We start from the raw sequence: 26,551 nt of genomic DNA on the forward strand, positions 1-26,551 counted from the left end.
AGGTCTTTACCCCTGTGTGTCGGCGACGGGCAGCGGTCCCGGACTCGAATCCCCACGAATGTGTTTGAGGACGAGCTCAGCGCTGATCAGACACATCGGCACACCCACCCCTGGCGCCGTCGTCGCACCTGCGTAGTAGAGTCCATCCACCTTCTTGGAGGCATTCTGCTGCCGGAACATTGCGCTCTGGCGCAACGTGTGAGCTGGCCCGAGCATCCCTCCCAGCCACGAATTGTAGTTGCTGGAGAAATCCGTCGGCCCCAATGTCCGGCGAAAACTGATCCGATCTCTCAGATCGGGGATGTCGGCCCATTCAGCGATCTGGTCGATGGCCCGGTCGGCTGCACGCTCGATTCGCGGATCTCCCCGCCCGTCGTCTCCCCCCGCCCCGAGTCCTGCATCTGCTGGCACCGGGATGAGGATGAAGAGATTCTCGCAGTCGAAGGGTGCCACGTTCGGATCGGTGTGACTGGGTTTGCACACATATGCCGACGCCGGAGAGGAGATCTTCTGCTGCGGCCCGAAGATGTCGTCGAAGTTCGTCGACCAGTCCTCGGTGAAGAACAGTGAGTGGTGGGGAAGCTGTGGGACTTCGCCTTCGACTCCGAGAAAGACCAGGACGGCGCCTGGCCCGCTTGTCACCTTCTGCCACCAGCTCTCAGGGTAGCTGCGATCACCCTCGTCCAAGAGCTGTGTCTCTGTGTGGTGGAGGTCAGCGGCGGAGACGACGATGTCACAGTCGTGCTCGTGTTCGCGACCGTCTTGATCCTTCCATGCGATGCTGTTGGCAGACCGTCGGCGGCCACTTTCTGACACGGTGGATATGTGTGTGACGGTGGAATCGGTGTGCACTCGCACCCCTGATTCCTCGACAAGTCGGGTCAGAGCATCGACGATGGTTCTGAACCCTCCCATCGGGTACAGCACTCCGTCGCTGAGGTCGAGGGCACTCATCAAGTGATAGAGGGCCGGCGCCTTCCTCGGGTCGGTGCCAAGGAAGATGGCCGGGTACTGGAGGATCTGTCGCAGCACCGGATGGTGGAACGATCGAGAGGCGTGGCGTTCCAGAGAGGTGGTCAACAGCCGAGCCAGCGCGGGGAGCGCGGTGAGCAGCTCTGCCCTGAGAATCGATTTCGGGGAGGTGAAGGGGTTGTACAGGAAGTAGTCGATCGCTAAGTCTTTGGTGGCCTTGGCAGAGTCCAGATATTTGGCCAAGGTGGCCCCGCTGCCGCGTTCGATTCGCTCGAAGGTGTCGATGACCTCGGCCGTGCCGTGAGGAATCGTGACCGACTGTTCCCGCCGAGCCTGCGAAGCGGGACTGAACACGGTGTAGGCAGGATCGAGTGTGCGCAGGTCGAGTTCGTTGGCCGCCGTCGTACCGAGAAGGTTGAAGAAGTGTTCGTAGACCTCTGGCATCAGATACCACGATGGCCCTGTGTCGAATCGATAGCCGTCTTCTTCGATCGAACCGATCCGCCCGCCCAGAGTTGAGTTCTGTTCAAAGAGATCGACGCTGTAGCCCTCACGTGCCAACAGTGCTGCCGTGGCCAGTCCTGCCGCACCTCCACCGATGACGCCGATGCGCTCAGTCATGCCCTGTTCTCCTTTGCCGTGGCCAGCAGCGCTTTCGCCGTGAGTTGAGCTTTGAGGGCGTTGGGGATGCGCACACGCTCCCGATAGAGACGATCGACGGGGATGTCTGCGATCTTGTCGTTGAGGGCGGTGAAGAGCGCCGCAGCACTTCTCACCGCGGCTCTGGCATCTTTTGGCAGCAGTGCAATCGTGTCGTCGGCGTTGGTCAGCTGCTGGCGAATCGTTGTCACCCATGCGCTTTTCTCGGTCTGGGTGAGTCGGGTTTCAGCGGTGAGGTAGCTGCGGCCAAGTCGCAGACTGTCGTCGGCAAGGTCGCGGAGGAAGTTGATGTTCTGGAATGCGGCTCCAAGCTGACGGGCACCGTATTCGAGCTTCTCGGTCTGGGCCGGGGTTCGGGATTGACCACACAGGAAGACCTTGAGGCACATGAGACCGACAACCTCGGCGGAGCCGTAGACGTAGGCCCGGTGTTCGTCCTGATCGAACCCGCGGACCGGGGCGAAAGGCTCACTGGGTGTTTCCAGATCCGCTCTCATCGAGGCGAAGAACGGTTCGATGAGATCGACGGTGATTCCCGTCGCGTTCGCAGTCTGAGCGAAGGCGTGGATGATGAGGTTGTCGCTGACGCCATGTCTGAGTCCAGCGCGACTCGCGGCGACGAAGTTCTCCAGCATCTCATGCTGCTCACTCGAGTCGAGGCCCGCATCGGAGGCAAGACCGTCAACGATCTCATCGGCGATTCGGACGAGAGCATAGATGTTGCGGATGTGATGACGGTGAGCAGGTCCGAGCAGCCGGGTAGCCAGTCCGAACGATGTCGAATAGTTCGAGATGACGGCTTTGGCTGCCTGTTGCGCCGTACGGCTGAATACGTCGTAGGTAGGTGAGCTGCTCACCGTGCAGCACCTCCGACCGTCACGGGTCCTGCCATGGCGGCGTTGAGGCGAATGTGGGCACTGCGAGTCGAGACATCATTGACACCACTGGCACTGCAGCGTCTGTGTGTGAAGAACATAACTGCTAGCTTAGCTAACGAAACAGCTTGCGACCTTGATTGGTCAGGGCTTTTCTGCCGCGCGAGCGATGTTCTTCGCCATGGCTGGAAAGATGAACCGGTGGAAGGGCGAGACAAATGCCCAGTACAGCTGGCCGCGGATGCCCTTGGGGATGAAGATCGCCCTTTGCCTCAAGTCGCTGCCACGGCCGGCCTTGCTGGTGGTGAATTCGAGCCATGCCCTTCCAGATACCCGCATTTCTGCTCTCAGCAGCAGCCGATGCCCCGACTCAAGCTCTTCGACTCGCCACCAGTCAACGGGGTCGCCGACTCGAAGACGGTCCGGTAGTCGCCGTCCACGGTTGAGGCCGGCACCGCCGACGATCTTGTCCCATACTCCCCGTACCCGCCATGCCAACGGCCACGAGTACCAACCATTTTTCCCACCAATGCCTTCAATGACCGGCCAGAGCTGTCCGGGAGTCAGATCAGGAAAATGCAGTGTCCGATCATCGGTGAAAACGCGTGCTCCTGCCCAATCGGGATCATTGGGCAAGGGCTTCGCCGCCTGGTCGAGTCCTCCAGCCACGGCGGCCCAATTGGTGTCGACAGCACCCTCGGCTTCACGCTGGAGGGCCAGGCGCACGGACTGTTCGTAGCCGAGCAGACCATCGGGGGGAGGGGGAATGACCTCGTCGATGTCGCTGTCCTTGGTCACAGCGTTCTCCTGCAGCGATTGGACGAGCGGCAGGGTCAACGTGAATGGCAACGGGGTGACGAGACCGACCCAGATGCCCGACAAGGTCGGAGCAGGCAACGGCAGGACGAGGACATGCCGGGGTTTGAGGCCAGCAATTGCACCGAACCTCTTCATGATGTCCGCGTATTTGTGGACATCATGTGATCCGATATCGAAGGCGCGGTTGACGTCTTCATCGAGGTCGACGGCCTTGAGTAGGTAGTAGAGGACATCACGCACGGCCAGGGGTTCGACACGGTTGTTGACCCAATTCGGTGCAGGCATCAGCCTCAGCGTCATGGCGAGGTGACGAACCATTTCAAAGGAAGCCGATCCCGACCCGATGATGATGCCCGCCTGAAACGCAATCGTCGGCACTGGCGAGTCGAGGAGAATACGTCCGACATGAGCCCGAGATCTCATGTGCATGGACAGGTCCGCCTTGTCGGGATGGAGCCCGCCGAGGTAGACGATGCGTCGAACCCCGGCAGCCTCGGCCGCCTCGGCGACCCGACGGGCCGTCGCCGCCTCCTTCTTCTCGAAGTCGTGCCCCGAGCCCATCGAATGCACGAGATGATGGATGACGTCGACCCCGGTGGCGGCCTCGACGAGACCGTCCCCATCGTCAAGATCAACACGATGGACCTCGACCTGATCCACCCATGGCACCTGCTCGAGCTTCTGCGGTGTCCTCACGGCAACACGAACTCGGTGACCGGCCTGGAGCAGACGAGGGACGAGCCGTCCCCCGATGTAACCGGTAGCCCCCAGCACGAGCACGGTTCGAGGATGTGGGGAGGGGACGATGGTTTCGGGATGAGATTGTGCCATGCGCGAATCCTTAGGAGTCATCATGCTCGGAACTGCAGTGATGCAAGACTAACCCACTGCGGCACTGCACACGTGAACTAGGGCATGTCTCCTTTATTGGCGGAGCCATGTCAGGATCGCGCTGATCACGACGGCCGCTCGATAGGTGATGGCGAGCTTGTCGTATCTCGTCGCTAACCCCCGCCATTGCTTGACGTAGGCAAACGAACGCTCCACCACGTTGCGGTTCCGGTAGACACCGGCGTCGAACGCCGGCGGCCGCCCACCTTTGCTACCGCGCTTCTTACGAGTCGCGATCTGGTCTTTCTTCTCCGGGATCACCGCCCGAATACCACGCGAACGCAGATAGTCGCGGTTGGCTCTGGACCCATACGCTCGATCCGCCAGAACAGCGTCCGGACACGTGCGAGGACGACCACCGCCGACCCGCGGTACTCGAATGTCAGCCAGCACCTGCGGCAGGATCACCCCGTCGTGGCGCTGTCCGCCGGTGACCACGACAGCCAAAGGCCGGCCTTTGCCGTCGACGGCATGATGGATCTTCGTCGTCAGCCCACCACGTGAGCGACCGATGCCGTGCCCGGCGGGTTCACATTCCGAATCAGGCAGATTTTTGTAATTCGACGTAGCCCCCTGTGTCCTGATCGAGGCGTGTCGTGTTCGTCGCGTGCTGGTGAGCACGATTGATGGTGCCATCGACGGAGATGTTCCAATCGATGTCACCGGCAGCATCAGCATCGGAAAGCACCCGAGCTAAGACTCGGTCCCAGGTGCCGTCGGCGGCGTAGCGGCGGTGACGTTTCCATACTGTCTGCCACGGCCCGAAATGCTCGCGCGGCAGGTCACGCCAGGCGATGCCAGCGCGGTAGCGGTAGACGATTCCTTCGACGATTCGCCGGTTGTTCTCAAACGGTCGGGCTCTTTTGCCGACGTTTGAGGGCAGGAGTGGTTCGATCTTCTCCCACTGCTCATCAGTGAAGACTCGGTGTCGTTGCTGTGTAGTCACGTCTCCACCGTGCCAGTCCTGGAATGGTCAATAAAGGAGACACGCCCTAGAATCCCGGTCACCTGAGGTCAACAGAGTCCTCGACGAGAAAGGCAAGTGCGCAAGCGTCACCACGGGTTCGCAAGCTGCCATTTCTCGAACCAGTACCGGTCCCCTTGGTAGTGCGACTCGGAGGGCTTGAAGCCCTTGAGATCCGAATGCTCGACCAGCCAGGCCCGCACCAGCTCGGGCACTTCATCCATCCGCTCCCGCCAATCGTCGAGCGGGAGCAGGAGCACCGCGCCGTCGTCAGATGAGAGCCGGCACGAATACGTCGGCAGCCCCTCAGTGTTCTGCGAATGCGTATAGCTGATCTGGTCGCAGCCTGTCGTGAGGTAGAAGCGAATGAACTCACCGCAGACGTCTGAGCACAGCGACTTGAAGTCCTGATACCGGGAGAGCCATTCCGGCCGGCTGTATTCGGTCATACGTTCTATTATGCATCTGTGGTGAGGTGATTGTGAATCTGCCCGCGAACTGCTCGCTGCCGGTCATGTCAATCTTCTCGCGGCCTTTGCGATGTTCTGCGCCAGATGGGGAAAGATCTTCCTGCGAAGCGGCGTAACAGCTGCCCAGTAGATTCTGCTTCGCACCCCTGACGGGTTGAACATGGCTCGCTGCCGAAACGAGCAACCCGTTGCTTGGTCCGTCATAGTGAATTCAAGCCAGATATCCCCCGCGTGTTCAATTTCTGCACGCAGCAGCACCCGAGACGTCGGTTCCATCTCCACAATCGTCCAACAGGCGATGGGGTCGCCTTCCCTCACACCAGTGAGAAAGCGAGGACCACGGCGGGGACCGGCACTCCCGAAGATACGGTCCTGCAGTCTTCTCAGCTTTGATGCCGGAGGCTGTGAATTCCACCAGCGCTCCCAACCGATGCTGGCAACGATAGTCCACAGCTGATCGGCACGAAGATCGGGAAAGACAAAGGCTCGGTCATCTTCGATCAGCTGACTCCCTGCCCAGTGCGGATCAATAGGCAGCGAGTCAGCGGCTTCGCTCAGTTCATCGATATCAGCCTCCCAGTCCGTACCGATTGCCCCTTCCGTCTCCGCTGCCCGGAAGAGCGCCAGCTCGACTGCCTGCTCGTAGGTGAGGAGCCCAGCGGCAGGAGGAGGTATGAGGGAGTCTATGGCGTGTTCGTCGGCAACCGCGTCTTCCTGCAAAGACTGCACAAGCGGCAGAGTGAGCGTCAAGGGCAGAGGAGTGACCAGCCCCACCCACAGCCCCGACAGAAGGGGTGCAGGAATCGGCAGATTGAACACGTGCCTTGGCTTGAGACCCGCGATTCGGCTGAAGGACTTCACGACCTCGGCGTAGGTCAGAACGTCACCTGATCCGATATCGAAGGACCTATTCACGCGACCCAGGACTTCAACAGCTGACACCAGGTAGTAGAGGACATCACGGATCGCCAGAGGCTCAACCCGATTCGACACCCAGTTCGGTGCAGGTATCCAACGCAATTCTGTTGCCAAATGTCGAATCATCTCGAATGATGCCGATCCCGCCCCTATGATGATCCCGGCTTGGAACACGATCGCGTCGACGGGAGCCTCGATGAATATCTGCCCAACATGCGCTCGTGAGCGCATATGCGCTGAGAGTTCACCAGAGTCAGGGTGAAGTCCCCCGAGATAGATGATCCGATTGACGTGAGCGAATTCTGCAGCGGAAGCGACACGAGAGGCGGAGCGCGTTTCACGAGACTCGAAGACGATTCCAGAATTCATCGAATGAACCAAGTAGAAGACGACGTCGACACCTGACATCGCTTCGACCAGACCGTCACCATCGTCGAGATCGACCGTGAAGATCGTCACGTCGGTCGACCACGGCATCTCGGCGAGCTTCTCGGGCGAGCGCACGGCAACACTGACTGCATGACCGGCCCGCAGGAGCCTTGGGACCAAGCGTGCGCCAACATACCCGGTTGCCCCAAGAACCAGTACTCGTCGTGGGTGCTGCACTTTTGGGATGCCGCCTTCCGGCTGAGATTCTCCAGTCACTCCGGCACGCACCGATCATGGTGAAATGGATTCACGGCATCCTCAGCAATCATATTGAGAGTGTAAGCCTCTACGTCCAATGATTCCGTTTGACTGCGCATTGAACTAGCATCAGTAGACGATCAGCTGAAATCAAAAACTGTCCTCGGCGTGACGCGACGAAACTGCCCCGTGAGATACTTGCCATCATGCAACGTGCGACTTTGAAACGCCGAGCGGCGATGTGGCCGGCAGAGATTCTCGACCGCATCGCCGACGAGGGAACGTGGCGCACAGACGGAGCAACTTTAACGGTCCACTCCCACCGAGTTGAGGGGCTCGATCTGACTGCATCAACGCCTCTGTCCGACAACGGAGTGCCGACTGCAGCACAGCGATTTCTGGGTACTGATCCTAAACTCATCCAGCGCCTGCGTTCCGCCCCTGTTGCAGACACGGCCGCAGTTGCCAGTCTCAACATCGACGCTGAGATCCCTGGCGCACCCCTCGAGGTCCACGTGGAAATCACCATGCTCCGTCAGGACGACAATTTCACCGATGTTCTCGCAGTGATCGAGACGGTTTGTTCCCTGCCGCTCGTGGGCAAAGCGATCGAATCCGGGGCTCAGCCCCATATCAAAGACATGATCTCCGTCAGCCTCGACAGACTTTCGGATCTCTAGACCACCCCTCAAAGCACCTGCCGTCAGAATGGGGCGATCCTCCTATAAACCAGGCGGGAAGTCCTGACGGTGGAGTTCAGCACTGGAATTCGACTTACGGAGCCCCTTTCCTGCCATTCGCCTGATGCCACTGAAACCCAGCGACTAGACTGAATGAGTACGTTTCCCGGCGAGCGTCCGCGAGCTGTTCGGCAATGTCTCTCCGGCCGGGTACACCTCGGGCACGGGCTGGGCGGCAGACAACCCGATTCTCTACGCGGTGATCAGCTGCGTGGCAGTGATTGCGATCTTCTCCACCCTTGCCGTATCCCAGTACCGGAGAATCAGCAGGAGATGACCCGGGACACTATCGAATACCTGCTCTGCGATGTCAGCTCGGTGGGCCGTGCGCGTGAGGAACACCGCTGGCTGGACTCCGTTCTCTCGCCTGACGAAGTGGCGCAAGAGAGCCGTCTTCGACAGACGACGAACAAGGTTGCCTATCGGAGCGCGCATATCCTGTTCCGGCTCATGGCTGCCCGACGGCTGGGCATCGAGCCGCGAGACGCAGCAGGTCTGAGGTTCACTCGCACCTGCCGCAGCTGCGGCGGCCCCCACGGAAAACCGCAGATCGCGGGGGCGGAGCTCAGTCTGTCACGTTCGGGTGACATGGTGGCGGTCGCCTCGGCGCCTTCGCCGTCTCATATCGGCGTCGATATCGAATGCATTCCGAGCGAAGTCTTCGCGGGATTCGACGATTATGCGCTGGCACCAGGCGAATCCCTGTCCCCCGGTGCGAACACCACCCGCAGACGCATCGAGCTCTGGGCAGCCAAGGAAGCTGCTCTGAAGGCAACCGGTGACGGTCTGAGTGTGGAACCCAGCGATCTCGAGGTCGTTCGAACCGACTGTGCTCCCAGCTCGGAGTACTGGGCGGCATCGATCAGAGCTGCCGTACATCCCGAACTCAACCGGCTGAGTCTGGCGATCATCCCCTGTCCACCATCTCATGCAGCCGCGTTGAGCTGTGCCGACCATCTGCCTCTCATCTCAACAGATCTGTCGGAACTTCTCATCGGCTGACGACGATGTGTGCCACCCTGCTTTCCGACTGCACGGAAGACTACAGCGAAATCGTGCGTTCGTGCTCCCATGAATCACTTCTCACAGTGTGCTTGCGACTGTGTCCGAGACTGTGACCGTGTGCGCTATGGAGTGCCGCTGAGCATAGCGGCGACTAGGCCGAGCACCGCGATGACGGCCAAAGCAATGACGAGGACGCGTTTGAGCATACTCCCCATTCTACGTGGGATGTCTGGGTCGTGTCTTCGTCTCGGATCACCGGTCGGTCGACTCCAGTGTGCCGCGGCGATTGCGTTTGATGTGTCCCAGCCGAATGGCTTCGCGCACCGACGAGCGGAAACGTCCGGGGCCCCACTGACGGGCACCGATAGCGCGATAGAGCTTAGTCTCGGAGACCGGCTGCAAGTCGCGGACATAGTCGATGATGCCCTGCACCTCATTGGCCGAGACTTCCGATGGGACGTCGCGCGAGGAGACTGAAGGCCACGGGGCATAACCTCCGGCCGATCCCGGCCCCGGGCGCAGCCGGTCGCGTTTCCTCGTCTGCCGATCCCCTACCGCTGTCGTCGGCTCCACGCTGCCGTCGGCACCCATGCCTTGGCTGGCACCCGCCTCGGCGGTCTTCTTCGCTTCGACCGCCCCTTTGGTCTCATCGGCATCATCGGCGGTGAGGGGGCGGGCGATGTCCTCGAGGTTGGCACCTTCGGCCCTGACGCCGAGGAAGATCTCCGCGATGCCACCCAATGCCATGACTCCGGCACCGATGCAGAAGGCCATGGCGACCAGGGAGCGGTTGCCGGATTCGATCATCTCGCCGAAGAGCAACGGTCCGGCGATGCCGCCGACGGCGGTGCCGATGGCGTAGAAGAATGCGATCGCCAGTGCCCGGGTCTCCATCGGGAAGATCTCACTAACCGTGAGATATGCAGCGCTGGCACCCGATGAGGCAAGGAAGAAGCAGGCGGCGAGGATGATCAGGAAGAGCCAGGCGTTGCCGATGCCAGCGTTGAAGACGAACGCAAGGACGACTGCTACGACAGCCGAACCTATGTAGCTGAACGAGATCATCGGCTTGCGACCGATCGTATCGAAGAGCCTGCCGAGGACGACCGGTCCGGCGAAGTTGCTCAGCGACCACAGGATGATGAAGATCGGCACAGTCCCGGCAGCTACGCCGTAGAACCCGTGAAAGATCGTACCCAGGTTAAAGGTGATTCCGTTGTAGAGGAACGCCTGGCCGACGAAGAGCACGAGACAGAGGACCGCACGCTTCGGGTAGACCTTGAAAGCGACCTTCGCGAGTTCGGCGAAGGAGATCGTCTTGCGCTGTCGGATCGTGATGGTCCGATCCGGTTCGGGCAACTTCTGACGTGTCGTCTCCTCGATGTCGGACTCGATGCCTTCGACGATGCGTTCGGCTTCGTCCTGCTGCCCGTGGATGAACAGCCAGCGCGGGCTTTCGGGCACGTTCTTGCGGACGACGAAGACGAAGATCGACAGCAGCGCACCGACAGCGAAAGCCAGTCGCCAACCGATCATCTGCGGCAGGATGTCAGTGTTGAGGAAGAACAGCGTCGTCGCCGCCCCTCCCGCAGCACCGAGCCAGTAGGAGCCGTTGATGATGAGGTCGATACGACCGCGCACTCGTGCGGGGATGAGTTCATCGATCGCCGAATTCACGGCCGCGTATTCGCCGCCAATTCCGGCTCCAGTGAGGAAACGGACCAGGAAGAAGTACCAGGGCGAGAAGGAGAACGCGGTGGCCACAGTGGCGACGAGATAGAGGATGAGGGTAATGAGAAAGAGCTTTCGACGCCCGAACCTGTCGGTGAGCTGGCCGAAGACAATCGCACCGACACAGGCTCCGAGGACATAGATCGCTCCCGCGGTGCCGATCTGACCGGCAGTCATTGAGATTCCGCTGCCGTCCTCGGTCATCCGGGCGGCGACATTGCCGACCATGGTGACTTCGAGACCGTCTAGGATCCACACGCTGCCCAGGCCGACAACGACCATCCAGTGGAATTGCGCCCACGGGAGTCGGTCAATGCGTGCCGGAACGTCTGTGGTGATGGTTCCGAGTTCGATATCTCTGTTCACCAGACACCTCGCTGTATCGCCTCGACGACTTGCTGCTGGAAGTCTATGCACGTCAGTGTGCCAGCTACAAGAGCAAAAAGTATTGACATGGTACCCCTTCAAGGGGAGGCCGTTCAGCCAACAGCACTGTCGGCATGGCTGCGGCCGGCATCCGCGCGGCGTCGCCAGCTGAGATCTGTGTTCCTATGCAGATCGCGATTGTCCGCGCACCCTCTGAATGAGGATCGCAGCCAGAACGGCACAGAGCAGATACACCACCGCGACGGCGATCCAGCCCGCACGGAATCCACCGGCCGAGCCGATGAGCAGTCCCATGCCCAACGGTCCCAGGGCGAATCCGGTGAACATGCCTGCCGTGACCATTCCGCTGGCCGAGGCCATCGATGCCGAAGGGATCGATCGCATGAGCGCGCTCATGAGCACCACGGAGACGCCGAGCGCCGAGATTCCGTGCAAGGCGACTGCAACCCACAGAGGCCAGACCCGACCGCTGACATCGGCAATGAAGAACAGCACTCCCCCTGCCAGTGCGATGAGCGCGAGGACGAGCAGCAGTCGCAGCCCAGAAGCACCACGGGCCATGAGCCTCGCCCAGCTCACTCGGGCGATGACGCCGATGATTCCGGCCAGGGCAGCAGTGGCACCGCCGAGCACGAGTGAGAAGTGGAGCTCACGCACGGCGAAGAGCGGCATGTAGACGTTCGTGGCCTGGACGCTGATGCCGTTGAGCAGACCGAACGCCGCCATGGCCCACACCATGCCCGGATGGCGCGGAGGTTTCGATGGGTGTGAGGGGCGCGAGGATTCCGGATCTTGCGCACCAGTGCCAGCAGCAGACTCGGCGCTATCGGTCGTCGGCGAAGCCGCCACCGCCAACAGCGGGGTCGAGCGCAGTGAGCGCCAGGTCATCACCAGGAGGAAGATCGGGATGACGGTGATGGCCAGGGCCGCGCCCCTCCACCCCATGACTAACGCCAACGCGGGGAAGGCGAGGCTCGAGACCAGCTGGCTGACCTGGACCCCAGACTGTTTGATGCCGACCCAGCCGATCCGGCGGGAGCCGGGAACACGCTCGAGGAGAATCCGATTCGTCACACCGTTCGGGAAGGACTGGGCGACTCCGGCAAGGCCTGCGGCGACCAGCAGCAGCCCGAACCCCGCTGGCAGCGCCGCCAACACGAAGCTCGCGGCTGCGAGCAGGAAGATCGACGACATCAGCAGCAGGTCGGACCGATTGTCGGCGAGGCGGGCCAAGGTCGCACTGCCGATCGCGGCACACCCGAAGCAGACGGTGGCCAGCAGGCCGAAGTGCGCCTCAGTGATGCCCAGGTCGGAGATGATCCGATCACTCGTCGCGCTCAGCCCGTAGAGCAGCAGCGGTCCGGCACCGACGGCACCGGTGAGGACGGTCAGAAGCCCGAGACCCGGTCCCCGTTGCTCGCTCGCGTTCACCTGCCACCCTCCTCGCATCCCACTCCAGCATGTTAGGCCCTGGCGAGGTTGAAGTGGGATGAGTCCGACTGGTGGCCACGAACCATTCGAGCAAAAGGTCCGGCTGGAGCAAGTCAGACCGAGAGCTCAGACTCCACCTCGGCGGCGTCCGGATGCCGATAAGTGCCAAGAGTGCGGACTCCTGGGATCGCCAACCCATATCGGAGCCCGAGGAACTCGAACGTCCACTCGGTCACCTGCCTCGCGCTGATCGCCTCAAGCGGAACAGAATAAAAGCGGCGTCGGGTCATCAGCCGTTCCCACCCGGGAAAGATGATTGTCAGATGCCTGTTGTTGACGGTGACTGCGGTCATGCTGATTCCTTCGCTCAAGGAGGGCAGGAGGCCCTTGTCTCAGCGTATTCGCGACCAGTCTTCGTCCGCGTCCCCCTGAGGATCGACTTCCCGGTCCGCCGTGCGGCGGAGTCAGCCTTCGGCTTTTCACACGCCCCTCGGGCTGAGGCGATGGGCTCCGGGCTCAGGCGATGCGCTCTGGGCTTAGGCCACCCGTTCTGGGTACGAGTAGACATTGAAGCGGCCCCTGCGGTTGAAGCCGATGACGCTCACACCCAGGCTCTTGCCATGGTCGACAGCGAGCGCCGAGGGTGCACTGACGGCCGACATCATCGGGATGCCTGCCATCGCTGACTTCTGCACGAGTTCGAATGAGGCCCGGGCGGAGACCTGGAGGACTGTGCGGTTCAGCGGCAGCCCCCGATTAGCCATGGCCCAACCGATGACCTTGTCCACGGCGTTGTGGCGGCCGACGTCTTCGCGTCCGATGAGGAGTTCGGGTTCAGCAGCAGGGTCGTCGCCGACGGCGAAGAGCGCGGCGGCGTGGACTCCCCCGGTCTTGTCGAAGACTTCCTGCTGGGTGCGCAGACGATCCGGCAGCTCACCGATCCGGGCGGCCGAGAGCAGCTGCGGGAATCGGAACTCCTCGTCGAGGTCGACCGGGAACGACGCCGGGATCAGAGGATAGGCGGAGGTCTTCGTCACCGCGTCGATCGCCGCGGTTCCACATATCCCACACGAGGACGAGGTGTAGACGGATCGGGCGGGGGCCGCCTCGGCGCTCCAGATTCCGGGTCGCAGGCGCACTTTGGCGACGTTGTAGTTCCGCGACCCGTCGGGGGCGAGCCCGGCGGAGAAGTCGATCTCTTCGATGTCGTCCATCGAGGTGATGACCGCCTCGGACAGCAGATAGCCGGCGATGAGCTCGACGTCATTGCCGGGTGTGCGCATCGTGACGGAGAACTGCTCGCCGTTGAGTTGAATCTCCAGCGGCTCCTCGCCGGCTAAGGAGTCCGGCCCCGCGGAGATCTCACCGGTGGCGTCGAATTTATGGACCCGGGCACGGACGGCTCTGCGCTGCACCATGCCGATCAGACCCGTGGTCCGTGGTCGGTGGTGTCCTCGATCGAGGTCTGGATGTGTTCGAGGAGGTCGTCGATGACGGTGATGCCGTCCTTGACCCCGCCCTTCGACCCGGGGAAGTTGATGACGAAGCTGCGGCCACGTACCCCGGCGACCCCACGGCTCATCACCGCCGAGGTGGTCGATTCGAGCCCCTTGCGCCACATCGCGTACACGAGCCCCGGGGATTGCCGTTCGAGGAGTTCGGCGGTGAACTCCGGGGTCCGATCATCCGGGGCCAAGCCGGTGCCGCCGCTGGTGACGATGATGCGCGGGCGTTCGCTCTCCGGGGTGTCGATGAGGAGGGACCGCAGCGCCTGGCCGACGGGTTCGCCGTCGCGGACGACGATGGCATCGGGCGTCTCATAGCCGCGCGTGCGCAGCCAGTCGACGAGGATCGGGCCGGTCGTATCGGCCGCCTCTCCCCTGGCCGCCGAGGTGGAGGCGATGATGACGGCAGCAGACCGACCCGCGCCGAGGAGGTCATCGGCCTGGGATGTCGCCTGGGCTTGTGCTGCCCCATTCGTTTCACTGCTCACGATGCCATCGTACGTCGGACAGGAAGGTAGCTGCATAGCGGTGACTTAGGTCAACGGTCTTTAACTGGCCCTTGAATTGCTCAGCGACTTGATGTCAGTCATCGTGCATATGATCTGCGTATGCCATCAGACTCTAATGAAGCATTCGGTGATGAAGACGATCACCTCCTAGCCGGCACGAACTTCCTCAGACGAATTGGTCACAATATTGACAAGACCTTGACCGCCTCAGCAGGACTGGACGAGGACGGCCACCCACAGGTGCTTGTGATCGGGTTCAACAATATCCAGCTAGTCAACGAGAAGGGGAAAGTTGTCCTGGACGTGGGAAGCCGAAATATCCGTGCGCTACGGTCGGTAAACACGGGCGGTCTTCAACTGTGCACCACAACCAATGTCGCAACGGAGAACTTCCGGACCAGGTGGCCCCACTACATATCCGTGGAAGATGCGCAGTACCTCGAAAACCTCTGGCTCGACCTCTTCCCCCTCAATCATGCTGGACCACAACTGAACTCACTTCCATGGCGAGAAGAGGAGTACGCATACTATGTGGGCCGCGTCGTAACGGAGGCCGCCAAGTGCGACGTCGCACTCGCTGGGTTGGCGACGACGGCGTACCTCATCCTCGGCCGTTCGCCGGAAAAGATACACGGGCAAAGCGGAAAGGCACTAAAGGATAAGCTCACCGAGATCGGCGAGCACTGCAAGAGCCCGATTTTCAGCAAGCTCGGGGAAAGATACTACGCTTGGTACGACAAGCGGAATTTTGCCACTCATGGCATCAGAGGCACTGGAGCCGACGGCCATCCGACCGGTCAGGTCTTCAAACACAAAAAAGGAACGCAGCCCTCGGAGGTGTACACCGAGGTCGACGACCAAGATTTTCAGCAGCTCGCATTGATATGGCGGGCCTTCTACGACCTCAATCACGACGCGTTCGAAATCAGCTTTCACCTTGGCTTCTACAACTCGCATACTGAATCAGGAACGCCAGAAGAGTTCATTGGACGGACTCCCTTGTCCTCCACAGGAACTCCTGACAGCCAGATGCCATGGCAATGATATTCACGTCTGCGACTGCCTCGTTCTTACAACTCTTTCCTATCGGTGGCTAGGTGATGACCTCAGCACATACCCAGTAAAGTAGAGACACCCCGCAGGGAGGAGGCGCGATGGAGGATCTGTCGCTGAGCACGCTGGTCTGGCTGCGCATGGTGCGCTTCGTCGAGAACAGCAATCAGCTGTCCAATGACCATCTGCGGCAGTTCGATCTCACCCTGGCCCAATTCGAAGCGCTGGCCCATATCCGCAATTTTCAGCCGATCACGCAGACCGACCTGGCCCGTGGTCTCACCGTCACGGGAGGTGGCATCTCCAGAATGCTCTCCCGTCTCGAATCCGAGGGGCTCATCTCGAGGCAGCAGGATTGGAAGACCAAGCACATCTCGCTGACCGACAAGGGCACCGAGCTCCTCGAGCGGGCCTATCCTTCCCAGCTTGAGCAGCAGGCTTCACTCTTCGACGAGGTCCTCGATGAGGACGAGAAGACGCAGCTGCATGCGCTGATGAAGAAGCTCTACGAGCACAGCATCACCCGTCGCGAGGACGATTCGCAGTCCTAGGGAATATTTCTCCGGCACTATCAGTTGACATGGCAAATGACATTTCACTGAGGAGAGAAATTGAGCGAAACCACCGGCCAGACTGCACCTCCTGAGCAGACAGCGCCCACTGAGCAGGCCCAAGCCACGAACATGATGGATCACCTCGGATTCACCTCCGGTCAGGGACTGCAGTTCGGGATGTACAGCCTCGGCGATCATCTGCCGAATCCGGCCGACGGGTCCAGGGTGGACGCCGGCGAGCGCATCCGCGAATTCATCGGCTACGCCCAGGCGGCCGAGGATGCCGGCTTCGATTTCTTCAGCGTCGGTGAGAGCCATCAGGAGTACTTCGCCTCGCAGGCCCATGCCGTCATCCTCGGCGCGATCGCGCAGGCCACAAGCACGATTCGCATCGGCAGTACCTCGACGATCCTGAGCACCTCGGATCCGGTGCGCGTGTTCGAGAACTTCTCCACCATCGATCACATCTCAAACGGTCGCGCCGAACTCGTCGCCGGCCGCGCCTCCCGGATCGGCCTGTTCGAACTCCTCGGCTACGACCTGCGTGACTACGAAGAGCTGTTCGAGGAGAAGTTCGAGCTGCTGGGCCGGATCAATCGGGAGCAGCGGGTGACCTGGAGCGGGAAGTTCCGCGCCCCGCTCAACAGCGCCGAGGTGCTCCCCCGTCCCGCACAGGACCCGCTGCCGATCTGGCGGGCCGTGGGCGGCGCCCCGACAAGTGCGATCAAGGCGGGCCTGGCCGGAGTGCCCATGGTCATGGCCCACCTGGGCGGGACCACCTCGTCGTTCAAGCCGACGGTCGATGCCTACCGGGAAGCGGCACGTCACCGGGGCTTCGATCCCGCCACCCTGCCGATCGCGAACGCCGGATTCCTCCATGTCGCCGAAACCTCGCAGGAGGCGCTGCGCGGGCTCTACCCGCACATCAATGAGGGGATGAAGCGCTCGAATGGGCAGGGCATGCCCAAACAGCTCTTCGCCCAGGCCGTTGACCCGCACAGCATCGTCAACCTCGGCAGCCCGCAGCAGATCGTGGAGAAGGTCCTGCACCAGCACGAGGTCTTCGGTCATCAGCGCTACCTCGGTCAGATCGACTTCGGCGGCATGCCCTACGAGAAGGTGATGAAGCAGATCGAGATCCTCGGCTCTGAGGTCATTCCCGCCGTGAAGAAGTACACGGTCTCGTCGACTCCCCAGGCCACCTCGGCGATGAATGCGAACACAGCCGAGGAGGTTGCCCGATGAAGCTCGTCGCTCTATCCGGTTCGAACGTAGGCACGAAGACGCGCACGGTCATGGAACACCTCACCCAGACGGTGATGGTCCAGGACCCAAACGTCGAGGCCACACTCATCGACCTCGCCGAGGTCGACATGGTCTTCAGCGACGGCCGCAACTTCACCGAATACACCGGCGATACCGGTCGCGTGACCCGGGCCCTCATGGACGCTGATGTGATCATCATCGGCACCCCGATCTTCCAAGCCTCGATACCGGCGACTTTGAAGAACATCTTCGACCTGCTGCCGGTCAATGCCTTCCGGGACAAGGTCGTGGCCATGGTCGCGACCGCGGGTTCGGCCAAGCACTATATGGTTCCCCAACAGCAGCTGCAGCCGATCTTGACCTATATGAAGGCGCAGGTCGTCCAGCCCTATGTGTTCATCGAGGAGAAGGACCTGCTGCGGGGCCAGATCGTCAACAACGATGTCATCGCGCGCCTCGACCGGCTCGTCGAGGACACTCTCGTGCTCACGCAGACCTATGCCTCGATCCGGGAGGCCAAGGACGCCGCCTACGGGTTCTGAGCGCTCGCGATTGTCCCAGACGACAAGTGAGGCTGTTGCCAGGGTTCTGCCAAACGCGGCGAATACTCTGTAGTTGCAATTTCAACCAACTTTGGAGATCGCTGTGTACGCCACGACTGGATTCCCGACCATCGCCCGCGACATCATCACCGTCTTCGCCCGGATCACCCTCGGCGTCATCTTCATCGCCCACGGCTGGCAGAAGTTCAATGAGTGGACCGTCTCGGGTACCTCGCAGTCCTTCGCTCAGATGGGTGTGCCGCTGCCAGACATTGCGGCACCGTTCGCGACCTTCGTCGAGCTCATCGGCGGAGCGCTGCTCATCCTCGGCGCTCTGACTCCCATCGTCGGCATCCTGCTGGCCGCCAACCTCATCGGCGCATTGGTCATCGTCCACCTCACCCCTGTGCCGTTCGTCGATCAGGGCGGCTGGGAACTTGTCGCCGCTCTGGCCGCAGGCGCTCTGCTGCTGGCTGCCACGGGTCCGGGCCGCTTCAGCGTCGACCGGTTCCTATTCAAGGGGAAGACGGCTGCGCTTCGAAGCGACGTCGATACTCCGACGGCGTGACATTGAACGCGGCAGCGAAGTTCTGCCGCAGCGTGACCACGCTGCCGAAGCCGCAATTCACGGCGATCTGATCGATCGACAGGCTCGTAGCCTCCAGTGCCCGCCTGGCCTCATCGAGGCGGCGCATCCGCACCCATGAAGCAGGTGTCGCCCCAGTCGATGCCCGAAAGGTGCGGATGAAGGTCCGCAGGCTCATATGTGCGACCTCGGCCAATCTCTCGACCGACAGGTCTTCGTCCAGGTGGTGCGCCGCCCAATCGAGCACCGCCGAGATCGAATCATCATCGGCACGCTCAGGCAATGGTCGCTGGATGTACTGCGCCTGCCCACCGTCGCGATGCGGAGCAATGACCAGACTGCGCGCCACCTGGTTGGCCGCGGCGGCACCCAGTCGAGTCCGGACCATGTGCAAACAGGCATCCAGCGCCGAGGCGGTGCCAGCCGAGGTGATGACATCGCCGTGATCGATGTAGAGAACCGAATCATCGATCTCCAGATCCGGATGCCGAGCCGTGAGCTGGTCGAACCCTTGCCAGTGCGTCACCGCCTTGCGGCCGGCGAGCAGACCAGCATCCGCGATGGGGAACGTGCCCAGGCACAGTCCGGCAATGGAAGCACCCCGGTCATGGCTGGCAACCAGCAGCTCTCGCAGGGGTTGCCCAGCCGGGCGACCATCGTCGTACCAGGACGGGACCACGACCACCTCGGCGCCGGATGCCGCTTCCGGCCCACTCACCCCGGTGATCTGGTATCCCTCCGCCGTCGTGATCGGCTCGGCGTCGTCGGAGAACAGAATCGTCTCCCACGTGGCGAGGCCTTGGCGGGCAACCTCATCGAAGACCATCTGCGGCACGGACAGGTGGAACATGGTGATGCCGGTGAAGGCGTAGATGGCGATGCGCACGGCAGGCTCCTCCCGATGACTGCTTACTGATTGGCTGGAATCAGTTTGGCGTAATTCCATCGTAGATGAGCATTTATGCTGCTGGCAGCCCTCGGTCGGCTCTTGCACACTGGAGATGTGCCGCGGATTCGCGCCACTTCTTCACTCATCACAACTTTGGAGCTTCGCTATGCCTACCGCGCGCCGTGCCCTTGTCCTCGTCGATGTGCAGCAGCAGTACTTCGACGGCCCGCTGGAGATCCAGTACCCGAGCCATGACCAGTCACTGCCGAAGATCACTGCGGCCATCGACGCCGCGGTTGCCGCGGACATCCCCGTCGCCGTCATTCAGCACACCATGGGCACTGAGGCGCCCGTGTTCAATCCGAACGAGCCCGGTTTCGCACTCCACCCCGAGGTCGCACAGCGCCAGACTGATTCCTGGAAGTCAGTGGTCAAGGAGTACGGCTCCGTCTATGCCGACACCGACCTGGAATCATGGCTGCGCGAGAAAGACGTCGACACCGTGACGCTGGTCGGGTACATGACGAACAACTGCATCCTCTCCTCAGCGGCGAGTGCCGAGGTGCTTGGCTTCACCACGGAAGTGCTCTCGGACGCGACCGGTGCTATCAACATCGCCAATGATGCCGGCTTCGCCGATGCCAAGACCGTGCATACAACCCTGATGGCGGTTCTGCATTCGAACTGGGCCGCCGTGGCGACGACTGATGCCTGGAGCCAAGCGCTCAGTGCTCAGGAGCCTCTGCCGAAGGGAGACCTGGGCAGCTCGGCCGTCACCGGTGCGCAGAAGGCAGGGCAGAGCTGAGCTATGACTGCAGGCGGCTCAGCAGGTCCTTGACGCGTTCGCTGATGTCATCGCGGACCAAACGCATGCGCTCGATTCCGTCAATGCCGCGCTCAGAAGGTTCGTCGGTGTCCCAGGTCTCGAGCCTGGTTCCGTCGGGCGCATGCACTTTCGCTTCTCGCCCCAAGGTGACGACGACATCGGCTGCTTCCAGATCGGCTGGGGTGACCGGCTTCGGGCTTCCTTCGCTGATGTCGATGCCCAATTCGGCCAGAGAATCCACCGAAAGCTGATTGAGCGAGGTGCCGGGCTTGGTGCCGCCGGAGGCGACATCGACCGAGTCGCCGGCGATGTTGTTCATGAGGCCGGCGGCCATCTGTGATTTTCCGCCGTTCTTCACACAGACGAAGAGGACGTGAGGTGGTGTTTTCATCGTGTCTCCCGGTGAGTTCATCGTGCATCCTGGTGTGCGCCGCGACCGTGTTCCAGCCCGGTGGGAATGCCCAGTGTGACCGGTTGCGGGGTCGAGCCGCAGCAGCCGGAGCCTTCAGCCGCAGGTTCAGCCTCGCCCACCGGCGCTGGTCCGCAGCATCCGCCATCATCGTCAGCCACAGAGGCAGCCGATGGAACGTCGCACGAGGAACCGATGTCAGCCGAGCAGACTCCGGTCTCCGGAAGCACGAGCTCGACCTTATCGGCGGCCGCCTGGTCGCCGGCGATGGCGGCGACGATCGAACGAACCTGCTCGTAGCCGGTAGCCATGAGGAATGTGGGCGCTCGCCCGTAGGACTTCATCCCTGCGATGTAGAAATCCTTCTCTGGGTGGGACAGGAGGCGAGCGCCGTGTGGTGCGACGGTTCCGCAGCTGTGGTGCTCCGGGTCGATCAGTGGCCCAAGACCCGTAGGCGCCTCGACGATCGAGTCGAGATCGAGTCGAATCTCGCGCAGGAAGCTGAGGTCTGGCCGGAAACCTGTGGTCGGAACGACCAGGTCCGCGTCGAGCGAGGCAGCGCCCGCCGAGGTGGTCCCGGTGATCGTGAGTGCGCTTGGGATATCCGTCGCCGAGGTGGTGCTGAAGTCAGAGTTCGTCTGCGCCGCGATGCGCAGTTCCGTAATGGTCGTCGAGGTGTGAACCTCGATGGCTCCGGCCTCAACGAGGTTGCGCAGTCGCGTGCCCAGCGCCCCACGTGCGGGCAACCCGTCTTGGTCGCCACCGCCGTAGACACTGGCAGGATCAGTTCCGCGAATGGCCCAGCTGATGCGAGTGGACGGTTCAGCCTCGCGGAGCTCCCCCAGTGCCAGCAGAGTATTGGCTGCCGAGTGGCCGGCCCCGACGACAAGTGCGTGCCGGCCAGCGAACTGTGCTCGATCTCGGCCGAGGACGTCGGGCAACGGCGAGGTGACGAGCCCAGCTTCTCGGGCCGCTGGTTCCCCGATGGCTGGCAGTCCTGCTTGGCCGAGAGGGTTCGGGCTTTCCCAGGTGCCGGAGGTGTCGATGACGGCGCGTGCGAGGTGGTCTTCGATCTCCCCCTGTGCGTTCTGGGTGCGGACGAGGAACGGAGTGTCAGCGCGGCCCGGGGTACTCGTGCGGTCTTTGCCGACGCGACTGACTGCGATGACTCGTGTCTGAGTGCGAATCGTGTTGCTCAGTTGTGGCGTTGCGGCCAAGGGTGCGAGGTACTCGGCGACGAGTTCAGCCCCGGTCGGCAGGTAGTCGCCGTTGGGCTCGACCCATCCTGTCGGTTCGAGCAGAGCGCGGGCGGCCTGGTCGATGTTGTATTTCCATGGTGAGAAGAGACCGATGTGGCCCCACTGACTCACCGCCGCGGCAGGCCTCGAACCAGCTTCGAAGATGAGCGGCTCCATATCGCGAGCGACGACGTGCGCTGCGGCGGCAAGCCCGACAGGGCCAGCACCGATGATGACAACCGGAAGTTCAGCCAGCGGCGTGGACTCAGTCATGATGCATCCTCCAGGCTGTTCAGCAGAGCCTTAATTCGAGCGCGAATGTCGTCGCGGATGATGCGCACGGTCTCGATTCCCTGACCTGCCGGGTCGTCGAGTTCCCAGTCTTCGTAGCGTTTGCCGGGGAAGATGGGGCAGGCATCGCCGCAGCCCATGGTGATCACCACATCCGAGGTCTTCACCGTGTCCGGGGTGAGAATCTTCGGCTGCTGGTCGGTGATGTCGATGCCGACCTCAGCCATCGCCTCGGCGGCGGTCGGGTTGATCATGTCCCTCGGCTCGCTGCCAGCGGAGCGGACCTCAACTCGATCGGCCCCGAGCTCGCGGAGGAAACCGGCAGCCATCTGTGACCGGCCGGCGTTGTGCACGCAGACGAAGAGGACGGTGGGTTTCATTTCGGTTGAGGTCATGAGTGCGACTCCTGTCGGTTCGGGGCCATCTGGCCTCCGGCGAATTCGGGGAAGAAGCGGCGTCGTGACCACAGGGCCACGTAGACGAGTGCGACGAGGATGGGGACCTCGATGAGGGGGCCGACGACACCTGCAAGAGCCTGCCCGGAGGCGACTCCGTAGGTGCCGATGGCCACGGCGATGGCGAGTTCGAAGTTGTTTCCGGCAGCGGTGAAGGCCAGCGTGGTCGTCTTCGCGTATCCGAGGTGCAGGGCACGTCCCACGATCATGCCGAAGGCGAAGACGACGATGAAATAGATGAGCAGTGGCAGCGCGATGCGGGCGACGTTCAACGGATTAGAAGTGATCTCGTCACCTTGGAGAGCGAAGAGCAGGACGATGGTGAACAGCAGTCCGTAGAGCGCGAAGGGCCCGATCTTGGGCAGGAATCGGTCTTCGTACCAGGTTCGGCCCTTAGTCTTCTCACCGATGGTGCGGGTGAGGAAGCCGGCCAAGAGCGGTATGCCGAGGAAGACGAGGACGCTGAGGGTGATCGCCCAGAAGGAGAATTCGCCGCTGGTCGTCGGCAGTCCCAGCAGGTTCGGCAGCCACTGCAGGTAGAACCAGCCGAGGAGACCGAAGGCGAGGACCTGGAATACCGAATTGATCGCGACGAGGACAGCTGCGGCTTCGCGGTCACCGCAGGCGAGGTCGTTCCAGATGAGGACCATGGCGATGCAGCGGGCGAGGCCGACGATGATCAGTCCCGTCCGATATTCGGGAAGGTCGGGCAGGAAGATCCAGGCAAGGGCGAACATGAATGCCGGTGCAGCCAGCCAGTTGATGAGCAGGGAGGTGATCATCAGCTTCTTATCGGCGAGCACCCGGCCCGTCTCGTTGTAGCGGACCTTGGCCAGCACCGGGTACATCATCACCAGCAGCCCCAGAGCAATCGGCAACGACACGTCGGCGATCTTGATCGAGTCCAACGCCGCACCAAGTCCCGGCACGAGGCGGCCAAGCAGCAGGCCGAGCACCATCGCTGCGATGATCCACACCGGCAGGAAACGGTCGAGGGTCGACAGTTTGGCCTGGGCCGGTTCGTTGGTGGTGGCGGTGACGGGGGTGTTCATCGGACTCCTGAGACATCGATAGGTATCGATATGAATCCAACCACTACGTATCGACATCTGTCAATATGTGGGCATAATGGAGAGGTGACTGCTGAACAGACATTGCCCGCACCCGCCTCGGCGGCCTGCTGCACTCCTCTGACCGCTGAGCCTTTGGGCTTGGACGAGGCACAGGACTTCGCGCGGATACTCAAGGCACTCGCCGATCCGACTCGTCTGCGCTTGGTCTCGCTGGTTGCCGCGCACGAGGACAATGAGGCCTGCGCGTGCGATCTCATCGATCCGGTCGGACTGGGCCAGCCCACGGTCTCACATCACCTCAAGATCCTCGTCGACGCCGGAGTCCTCCACCGGGAGAAGCGCGGCATCTGGTCGTATTACTCAATGGCAGAAGAGACCTTGGAGCGCATCGCGGCGTTCCTGTCTCCCGCGTAGTTCCACCGTCTGCGGCCGTGCACACTGCGACCGCACCTCGAGAGGCTTCGCACCGCCGGACAGGATCGGGGTACGCTCCGAAATGAGACCGCCCCACTCCCCCGACGAAAGCAATGAGGTCAATGACTGCGACTGGCAAGACTGTCCTGCAGGCCAGCCTGGATGTCTTCCGCACCCATGGAATGACGACGATCTTCGGCAATCCGGGCTCGAACGAGTTGCCGTTCCTGGCAGGACTCGGCGATGACTTCCGCTTCGTGCTCGGCCTGCACGAGCAGGTCGTCGTCGGCATGGCTGAAGGCTTTGCTCGCGCCACCGGACGTCCGGTCCTGGTCAACCTGCATGCCGCTTCCGGGTCCGGCAACGGGATGGGAGCGCTGACCAACGCTCACTACGGCCACGTTCCCCTGGTTGTCCTCGCCGGGCAGCAGGTCCGTCGGACGGTGGGTCAGGAGACCATGCTGGCCAGCGCCGATGCTGCCACCCTGCCGACACCGTTGGTGAAGTACTCCCACGAGCCCTTGTCTGCCACGGACGTCCCGCGAACTCTGTCCCAAGCCGCCTTCGAAGCGACCACTCAGCCCAGCGGACCTGTCTATGTCTCCGTTCCCTTGGATGATTGGGATGAGGAGGCGCTCGATGACGATGACCTGCTGACGACTCGGACAGTGTCGACCGGGCGTGGTCTCGACCCGCAGCTGCAGGAAGAGCTCCTCGCGTCTCTTGATGGGGCGAAGCGTCCCGCGCTCGTGGTCGGACCCCAGGTGGATGCCGCCGCTGTATCTGATCCCGAGGTCTTAGAAGCAGTGCAGGCATTGGCGGAGAAGCTCGATGCCTCTGTCTATGTCGCACCGTCTCCGACTCGCTGCCCCTTCCCCACGACCCACCCGAATTTCGAGGGTGTGATGGTCCCTGGGATCGGGTCGGTGCGTGACCGGTTGGCCGACCATGATGTCGTCCTCGTGTTGGGTGCTGCCGTGTTCAGGTATCACCGGTGGGAGCCTTCGAACTATCTGAGCCCCGGCACTGAAGTCGTTCAGATCACCCAGGATCCGCGCGAGGCCACTCGGGCGCCGTTCGGCAGGGCCGTCATCACCGATGTCGCCAGCACCGCTGCGACTCTCGCTGATGGGGTCACCGATCGTGGCACCCGGCGCGGCGAGCGCGGTTCACGGATCATGAGCCCAGCGGCCACCTCGGCGGAAGGGATGACAGGTGGCGAAATTCTCGAGGTGCTCAATGAGCACGTCAACGACTCGGTGTCCTACGTCAACGAGACCACCACATTGGACCTTGACTACCTCGAACGGGTCGCGATCGACCGGCCTGGAATGTACAGCTTCCCAGCCTCTGGCGGCCTGGGCTTCGGGCTGCCTGTCGCCGTGGGAATGTCGATCGGTGCGCCAGAGAAGACGGTCGTGGCGACCGTCGGCGACGGCTCGGCCAACTACGGCATCACCGCACTGTACACGGCCGCTCAGCTGCAGACGCGGACCGTATTCGTCATCGTCAACAACTCCGGCTACGGTGCCCTGGCAGGCTTTGCCCAGCGCATGGGCGTGCCCAAAGTTCCCGGGCTGGCACTGGGCGGCATCGACTTCGTCTCCCTGGCCAAGGGGTACGGGGTCCCCGCAAAGCAGACGTCCACCCGTGCCGAGTTTGCGGCCGCCTATCGGGAGGCACTCGACGCGACCGGACCGGTGCTCATTGATGCTTCGATCGTCTCGTGATCACTGTCGTCTCGTGACTGTGGTTGAGGCATGACCGTTTGCACTGAGGTCGTGTCAAGGTCAATAACGACTCGCTTCGACCTGGCACGTATGCCGATGCACCCTCTTGCACGCACACATAAGGACATCGCCTACGCTGACACTCATGGGATTCGGGGCTTTGGAACACTACGCAGAAACCGTGGGCTTGACTGTGGCAGCGGTGGTCCCCGAGGAACAGAACAGCGACTATGAGTCGGGATGCGCCAAGCTCGAGGGAACCTGGTGGCGAGTCCGGACAGCACGCATCACACCGACCAAACCAGGTGCCTTCGTAGCCGTCTGGGAACGCACCCCAGAGGGGAGTACTGCGCCATTCTCCGGTGACGATACCTGTGCGGGGCTTCTCGTGTTCGTCTCAGACGAAGGGTTCTTCGGCCTCTTCAAGTTTCCCACCGCGGACCTGATCAAGTTGGGAATCTACTCGTCACAACGCTCGACAGGGAAGCGAGGCTTCCGTCTCTACCCGCCTTGGTCCACGTCGCTGAATCCCCAAGCGACTCGCACGCAGCGCAAGCAGACTCCGTTCTTCGAACAATTTCGTTGAGTCATTCGGACAAGCCGGGCCACTGTTTGTCCCCCATGAGCTCGGCCCGATATCCTGGGAAGTAAGCAACAGTAGCAAGAAACGCTCGGGACGACCCGAACGCAATCAGTCACGATGAGGACGGCCTCGAAGAAC

27 protein-coding genes are annotated in these 26,551 nt (G+C 62.0%); 11 read left to right on the forward strand and 16 right to left on the reverse strand.

The window, feature by feature from the left end; translation table 11 throughout:
* Window positions 1-6 precede the first annotated feature (6 nt).
* From CXR25_RS15005 to CXR25_RS15030, 6 genes are all read right to left on the reverse strand, one after another.
* On the reverse strand, window positions 7-1,593 hold the full coding sequence (locus CXR25_RS15005) for a phytoene desaturase (RefSeq protein WP_125240770.1): 1,587 nt from the start codon (window positions 1,591-1,593) through the stop codon (window positions 7-9).
* Window positions 1,590-2,489 (reverse strand): squalene/phytoene synthase family protein, encoded by a 900-nt coding sequence (locus CXR25_RS15010; protein WP_101620188.1) that lies wholly within the window; start codon window positions 2,487-2,489, stop codon window positions 1,590-1,592. The genes CXR25_RS15005 and CXR25_RS15010 overlap by 4 nt, the downstream gene beginning before the upstream one ends.
* Window positions 2,490-2,651: 162 nt before the next feature.
* Window positions 2,652-4,157 carry an SDR family oxidoreductase gene (locus CXR25_RS15015; protein WP_206430637.1) on the reverse strand — a complete coding sequence of 502 codons (1,506 nt, stop codon included), beginning with the start codon at window positions 4,155-4,157 and terminating at the stop codon, window positions 2,652-2,654.
* 93 nt (window positions 4,158-4,250) lie between these two features.
* A protein-coding gene (locus tag CXR25_RS15020) for an IS5 family transposase (protein WP_236850497.1) occupies window positions 4,251-5,163 on the reverse strand; the annotation gives its coding sequence in 2 pieces (ribosomal slippage) (window positions 4,251-4,790 and window positions 4,792-5,163; 912 coding nt in all).
* A 107-nt stretch (window positions 5,164-5,270) separates the two neighbouring features.
* Window positions 5,271-5,630 carry a hypothetical protein gene (locus tag CXR25_RS15025; RefSeq protein WP_069600789.1) on the reverse strand — a complete coding sequence of 120 codons (360 nt, stop codon included), beginning with the start codon at window positions 5,628-5,630 and terminating at the stop codon, window positions 5,271-5,273.
* Between the two features lie 63 nt (window positions 5,631-5,693).
* Complete coding sequence (locus CXR25_RS15030) at window positions 5,694-7,226, reverse strand: DUF2867 domain-containing protein (RefSeq protein ID WP_335622113.1); 1,533 nt, start codon at window positions 7,224-7,226, stop codon at window positions 5,694-5,696.
* A 176-nt stretch (window positions 7,227-7,402) separates the two neighbouring features.
* Between CXR25_RS15030 and CXR25_RS15035 the strand changes: the two genes are divergently transcribed.
* Both CXR25_RS15035 and CXR25_RS15045 read left to right on the forward strand, forming a co-directional pair.
* Window positions 7,403-7,876, forward strand: coding sequence for a DUF2505 family protein (locus CXR25_RS15035; protein ID WP_083248826.1), 474 nt, complete (start codon window positions 7,403-7,405; stop codon window positions 7,874-7,876).
* A 333-nt stretch (window positions 7,877-8,209) separates the two neighbouring features.
* The gene (locus tag CXR25_RS15045; protein ID WP_125188190.1) at window positions 8,210-8,938 is read left to right on the forward strand and encodes a 4'-phosphopantetheinyl transferase family protein; all 729 of its coding nucleotides are present in this window, start codon (window positions 8,210-8,212) and stop codon (window positions 8,936-8,938) included.
* A 255-nt stretch (window positions 8,939-9,193) separates the two neighbouring features.
* Here the strand turns inward: CXR25_RS15045 and CXR25_RS15050 are convergent, their stop codons facing one another.
* The 5 genes from CXR25_RS15050 to CXR25_RS15070 form a co-directional block, all read right to left on the reverse strand.
* Complete coding sequence (locus CXR25_RS15050) at window positions 9,194-11,038, reverse strand: MFS transporter (RefSeq protein WP_241212348.1); 1,845 nt, start codon at window positions 11,036-11,038, stop codon at window positions 9,194-9,196.
* Window positions 11,039-11,221: 183 nt separating this feature from the next.
* The gene (locus tag CXR25_RS15055; protein ID WP_125240772.1) at window positions 11,222-12,490 is read right to left on the reverse strand and encodes an MFS transporter; all 1,269 of its coding nucleotides are present in this window, start codon (window positions 12,488-12,490) and stop codon (window positions 11,222-11,224) included.
* A gap of 113 nt (window positions 12,491-12,603) precedes the next feature.
* Complete coding sequence (locus CXR25_RS15060; RefSeq protein ID WP_101582899.1) at window positions 12,604-12,843, reverse strand: hypothetical protein; 240 nt, start codon at window positions 12,841-12,843, stop codon at window positions 12,604-12,606.
* 183 nt (window positions 12,844-13,026) lie between these two features.
* Complete coding sequence (gene fdhD / locus CXR25_RS15065; RefSeq protein WP_101582901.1) at window positions 13,027-13,908, reverse strand: formate dehydrogenase accessory sulfurtransferase FdhD; 882 nt, start codon at window positions 13,906-13,908, stop codon at window positions 13,027-13,029.
* Window positions 13,909-13,913: 5 nt separating this feature from the next.
* Entirely contained in the window at window positions 13,914-14,483 is a 570-nt protein-coding gene (locus CXR25_RS15070; RefSeq protein ID WP_125188192.1) for a MogA/MoaB family molybdenum cofactor biosynthesis protein, read from the reverse strand.
* A 120-nt stretch (window positions 14,484-14,603) separates the two neighbouring features.
* On the opposite strand from CXR25_RS15070, the gene CXR25_RS15075 reads away from it, so the two are divergent.
* The 5 genes from CXR25_RS15075 to CXR25_RS15095 all read left to right on the forward strand — a co-directional run bounded on the left by CXR25_RS15075 (window position 14,604) and on the right by CXR25_RS15095 (window position 18,487).
* The gene (locus CXR25_RS15075; protein WP_069600795.1) at window positions 14,604-15,548 is read left to right on the forward strand and encodes a hypothetical protein; all 945 of its coding nucleotides are present in this window, start codon (window positions 14,604-14,606) and stop codon (window positions 15,546-15,548) included.
* A 110-nt stretch (window positions 15,549-15,658) separates the two neighbouring features.
* Window positions 15,659-16,108, forward strand: a complete 450-nt coding sequence (locus tag CXR25_RS15080; protein WP_009884884.1) for a MarR family winged helix-turn-helix transcriptional regulator — start codon at window positions 15,659-15,661, stop codon at window positions 16,106-16,108.
* Window positions 16,109-16,168: 60 nt separating this feature from the next.
* Complete coding sequence (locus CXR25_RS15085; RefSeq protein ID WP_009884883.1) at window positions 16,169-17,356, forward strand: LLM class flavin-dependent oxidoreductase; 1,188 nt, start codon at window positions 16,169-16,171, stop codon at window positions 17,354-17,356.
* The gene (locus CXR25_RS15090) at window positions 17,353-17,919 is read left to right on the forward strand and encodes an NADPH-dependent FMN reductase (protein ID WP_009884882.1); all 567 of its coding nucleotides are present in this window, start codon (window positions 17,353-17,355) and stop codon (window positions 17,917-17,919) included. Before CXR25_RS15085 ends, CXR25_RS15090 begins: the two co-directional genes overlap by 4 nt.
* Before the next feature lie 103 nt (window positions 17,920-18,022).
* Window positions 18,023-18,487, forward strand: coding sequence for a DoxX family protein (locus tag CXR25_RS15095; protein WP_009884881.1), 465 nt, complete (start codon window positions 18,023-18,025; stop codon window positions 18,485-18,487).
* Here the strand turns inward: CXR25_RS15095 and CXR25_RS15100 are convergent.
* Window positions 18,435-19,391: a GlxA family transcriptional regulator gene (locus tag CXR25_RS15100; protein WP_069600797.1), complete on the reverse strand. Its 957-nt coding sequence runs from the start codon at window positions 19,389-19,391 to the stop codon at window positions 18,435-18,437. The genes CXR25_RS15095 and CXR25_RS15100 overlap by 53 nt on opposite strands.
* A gap of 169 nt (window positions 19,392-19,560) precedes the next feature.
* Here CXR25_RS15100 and CXR25_RS15105 point away from each other — a divergent pair, with 169 nt between their 5' ends.
* On the forward strand, window positions 19,561-20,199 hold the full coding sequence (locus CXR25_RS15105) for an isochorismatase family protein (protein WP_009884879.1): 639 nt from the start codon (window positions 19,561-19,563) through the stop codon (window positions 20,197-20,199).
* A 1-nt stretch (window position 20,200) separates the two neighbouring features.
* On the opposite strand, the gene CXR25_RS15110 is transcribed toward CXR25_RS15105, so the two are convergent.
* The 4 genes from CXR25_RS15110 to arsB are packed head-to-tail and all read right to left on the reverse strand — an operon-like array spanning window position 20,201 to window position 23,665.
* Window positions 20,201-20,611, reverse strand: coding sequence for an arsenate-mycothiol transferase ArsC (locus CXR25_RS15110; protein ID WP_083248953.1), 411 nt, complete (start codon window positions 20,609-20,611; stop codon window positions 20,201-20,203).
* A 17-nt stretch (window positions 20,612-20,628) separates the two neighbouring features.
* Entirely contained in the window at window positions 20,629-22,140 is a 1,512-nt protein-coding gene (locus CXR25_RS15115) for an NAD(P)-binding protein (RefSeq protein WP_125240773.1), read from the reverse strand.
* Window positions 22,137-22,553: an arsenate reductase ArsC gene (locus CXR25_RS15120; RefSeq protein WP_096146391.1), complete on the reverse strand. Its 417-nt coding sequence runs from the start codon at window positions 22,551-22,553 to the stop codon at window positions 22,137-22,139. Before CXR25_RS15120 ends, CXR25_RS15115 begins: the two co-directional genes overlap by 4 nt.
* Window positions 22,550-23,665 carry an ACR3 family arsenite efflux transporter gene (gene arsB / locus CXR25_RS15125; RefSeq protein WP_125240774.1) on the reverse strand — a complete coding sequence of 372 codons (1,116 nt, stop codon included), beginning with the start codon at window positions 23,663-23,665 and terminating at the stop codon, window positions 22,550-22,552. The genes CXR25_RS15120 and arsB overlap by 4 nt, the downstream gene beginning before the upstream one ends.
* Window positions 23,666-23,749: 84 nt before the next feature.
* Between arsB and CXR25_RS15130 the strand changes: the two genes are divergently transcribed.
* The 3 genes from CXR25_RS15130 to CXR25_RS15140 all read left to right on the forward strand — a co-directional run bounded on the left by CXR25_RS15130 (window position 23,750) and on the right by CXR25_RS15140 (window position 26,416).
* Entirely contained in the window at window positions 23,750-24,100 is a 351-nt protein-coding gene (locus tag CXR25_RS15130; RefSeq protein WP_096157507.1) for an ArsR/SmtB family transcription factor, read from the forward strand.
* A gap of 122 nt (window positions 24,101-24,222) precedes the next feature.
* Window positions 24,223-25,830, forward strand: coding sequence for a benzoylformate decarboxylase (gene mdlC, locus CXR25_RS15135; protein WP_125240775.1), 1,608 nt, complete (start codon window positions 24,223-24,225; stop codon window positions 25,828-25,830).
* 145 nt (window positions 25,831-25,975) lie between these two features.
* Window positions 25,976-26,416, forward strand: a complete 441-nt coding sequence (locus CXR25_RS15140) for a MepB family protein (protein WP_009884872.1) — start codon at window positions 25,976-25,978, stop codon at window positions 26,414-26,416.
* Window positions 26,417-26,551 lie beyond the last annotated feature (135 nt).

The organism is Brevibacterium aurantiacum (assembly GCF_003932995.1).
In the GTDB taxonomy this organism is placed as follows: Bacteria; Actinomycetota; Actinomycetes; order Actinomycetales; family Brevibacteriaceae; genus Brevibacterium; species Brevibacterium aurantiacum.

Bases quoted from the DNA above. Each gene is read 5' to 3' on its own strand.
- CXR25_RS15110 (WP_083248953.1), bottom strand. From the start codon at position 20,611: ATGAAAACACCACCTCACGTCCTCTTCGTCTGTGTGAAGAACGGCGGA.
- CXR25_RS15075 (WP_069600795.1), top strand. From the start codon at position 14,604: ATGCCATCAGACTCTAATGAAGCATTCGGTGATGAAGACGATCACCTC.
- fdhD (WP_101582901.1), bottom strand. From the start codon at position 13,908: ATGGTGCAGCGCAGAGCCGTCCGTGCCCGGGTCCATAAATTCGACGCC.
- CXR25_RS15115 (WP_125240773.1), bottom strand. From the start codon at position 22,140: ATGACTGAGTCCACGCCGCTGGCTGAACTTCCGGTTGTCATCATCGGT.
- CXR25_RS15105 (WP_009884879.1), top strand. From the start codon at position 19,561: ATGCCTACCGCGCGCCGTGCCCTTGTCCTCGTCGATGTGCAGCAGCAG.
- CXR25_RS15045 (WP_125188190.1), top strand. From the start codon at position 8,210: ATGACCCGGGACACTATCGAATACCTGCTCTGCGATGTCAGCTCGGTG.
- CXR25_RS15080 (WP_009884884.1), top strand. From the start codon at position 15,659: ATGGAGGATCTGTCGCTGAGCACGCTGGTCTGGCTGCGCATGGTGCGC.
- CXR25_RS15035 (WP_083248826.1), top strand. From the start codon at position 7,403: ATGCAACGTGCGACTTTGAAACGCCGAGCGGCGATGTGGCCGGCAGAG.
- CXR25_RS15120 (WP_096146391.1), bottom strand. From the start codon at position 22,553: ATGACCTCAACCGAAATGAAACCCACCGTCCTCTTCGTCTGCGTGCAC.
- CXR25_RS15090 (WP_009884882.1), top strand. From the start codon at position 17,353: ATGAAGCTCGTCGCTCTATCCGGTTCGAACGTAGGCACGAAGACGCGC.
- CXR25_RS15140 (WP_009884872.1), top strand. From the start codon at position 25,976: ATGGGATTCGGGGCTTTGGAACACTACGCAGAAACCGTGGGCTTGACT.
- CXR25_RS15025 (WP_069600789.1), bottom strand. From the start codon at position 5,630: ATGACCGAATACAGCCGGCCGGAATGGCTCTCCCGGTATCAGGACTTC.
- CXR25_RS15015 (WP_206430637.1), bottom strand. From the start codon at position 4,157: ATGGCACAATCTCATCCCGAAACCATCGTCCCCTCCCCACATCCTCGA.
- CXR25_RS15060 (WP_101582899.1), bottom strand. From the start codon at position 12,843: ATGACCGCAGTCACCGTCAACAACAGGCATCTGACAATCATCTTTCCC.
- mdlC (WP_125240775.1), top strand. From the start codon at position 24,223: ATGACTGCGACTGGCAAGACTGTCCTGCAGGCCAGCCTGGATGTCTTC.
- arsB (WP_125240774.1), bottom strand. From the start codon at position 23,665: ATGAACACCCCCGTCACCGCCACCACCAACGAACCGGCCCAGGCCAAA.
- CXR25_RS15005 (WP_125240770.1), bottom strand. From the start codon at position 1,593: ATGACTGAGCGCATCGGCGTCATCGGTGGAGGTGCGGCAGGACTGGCC.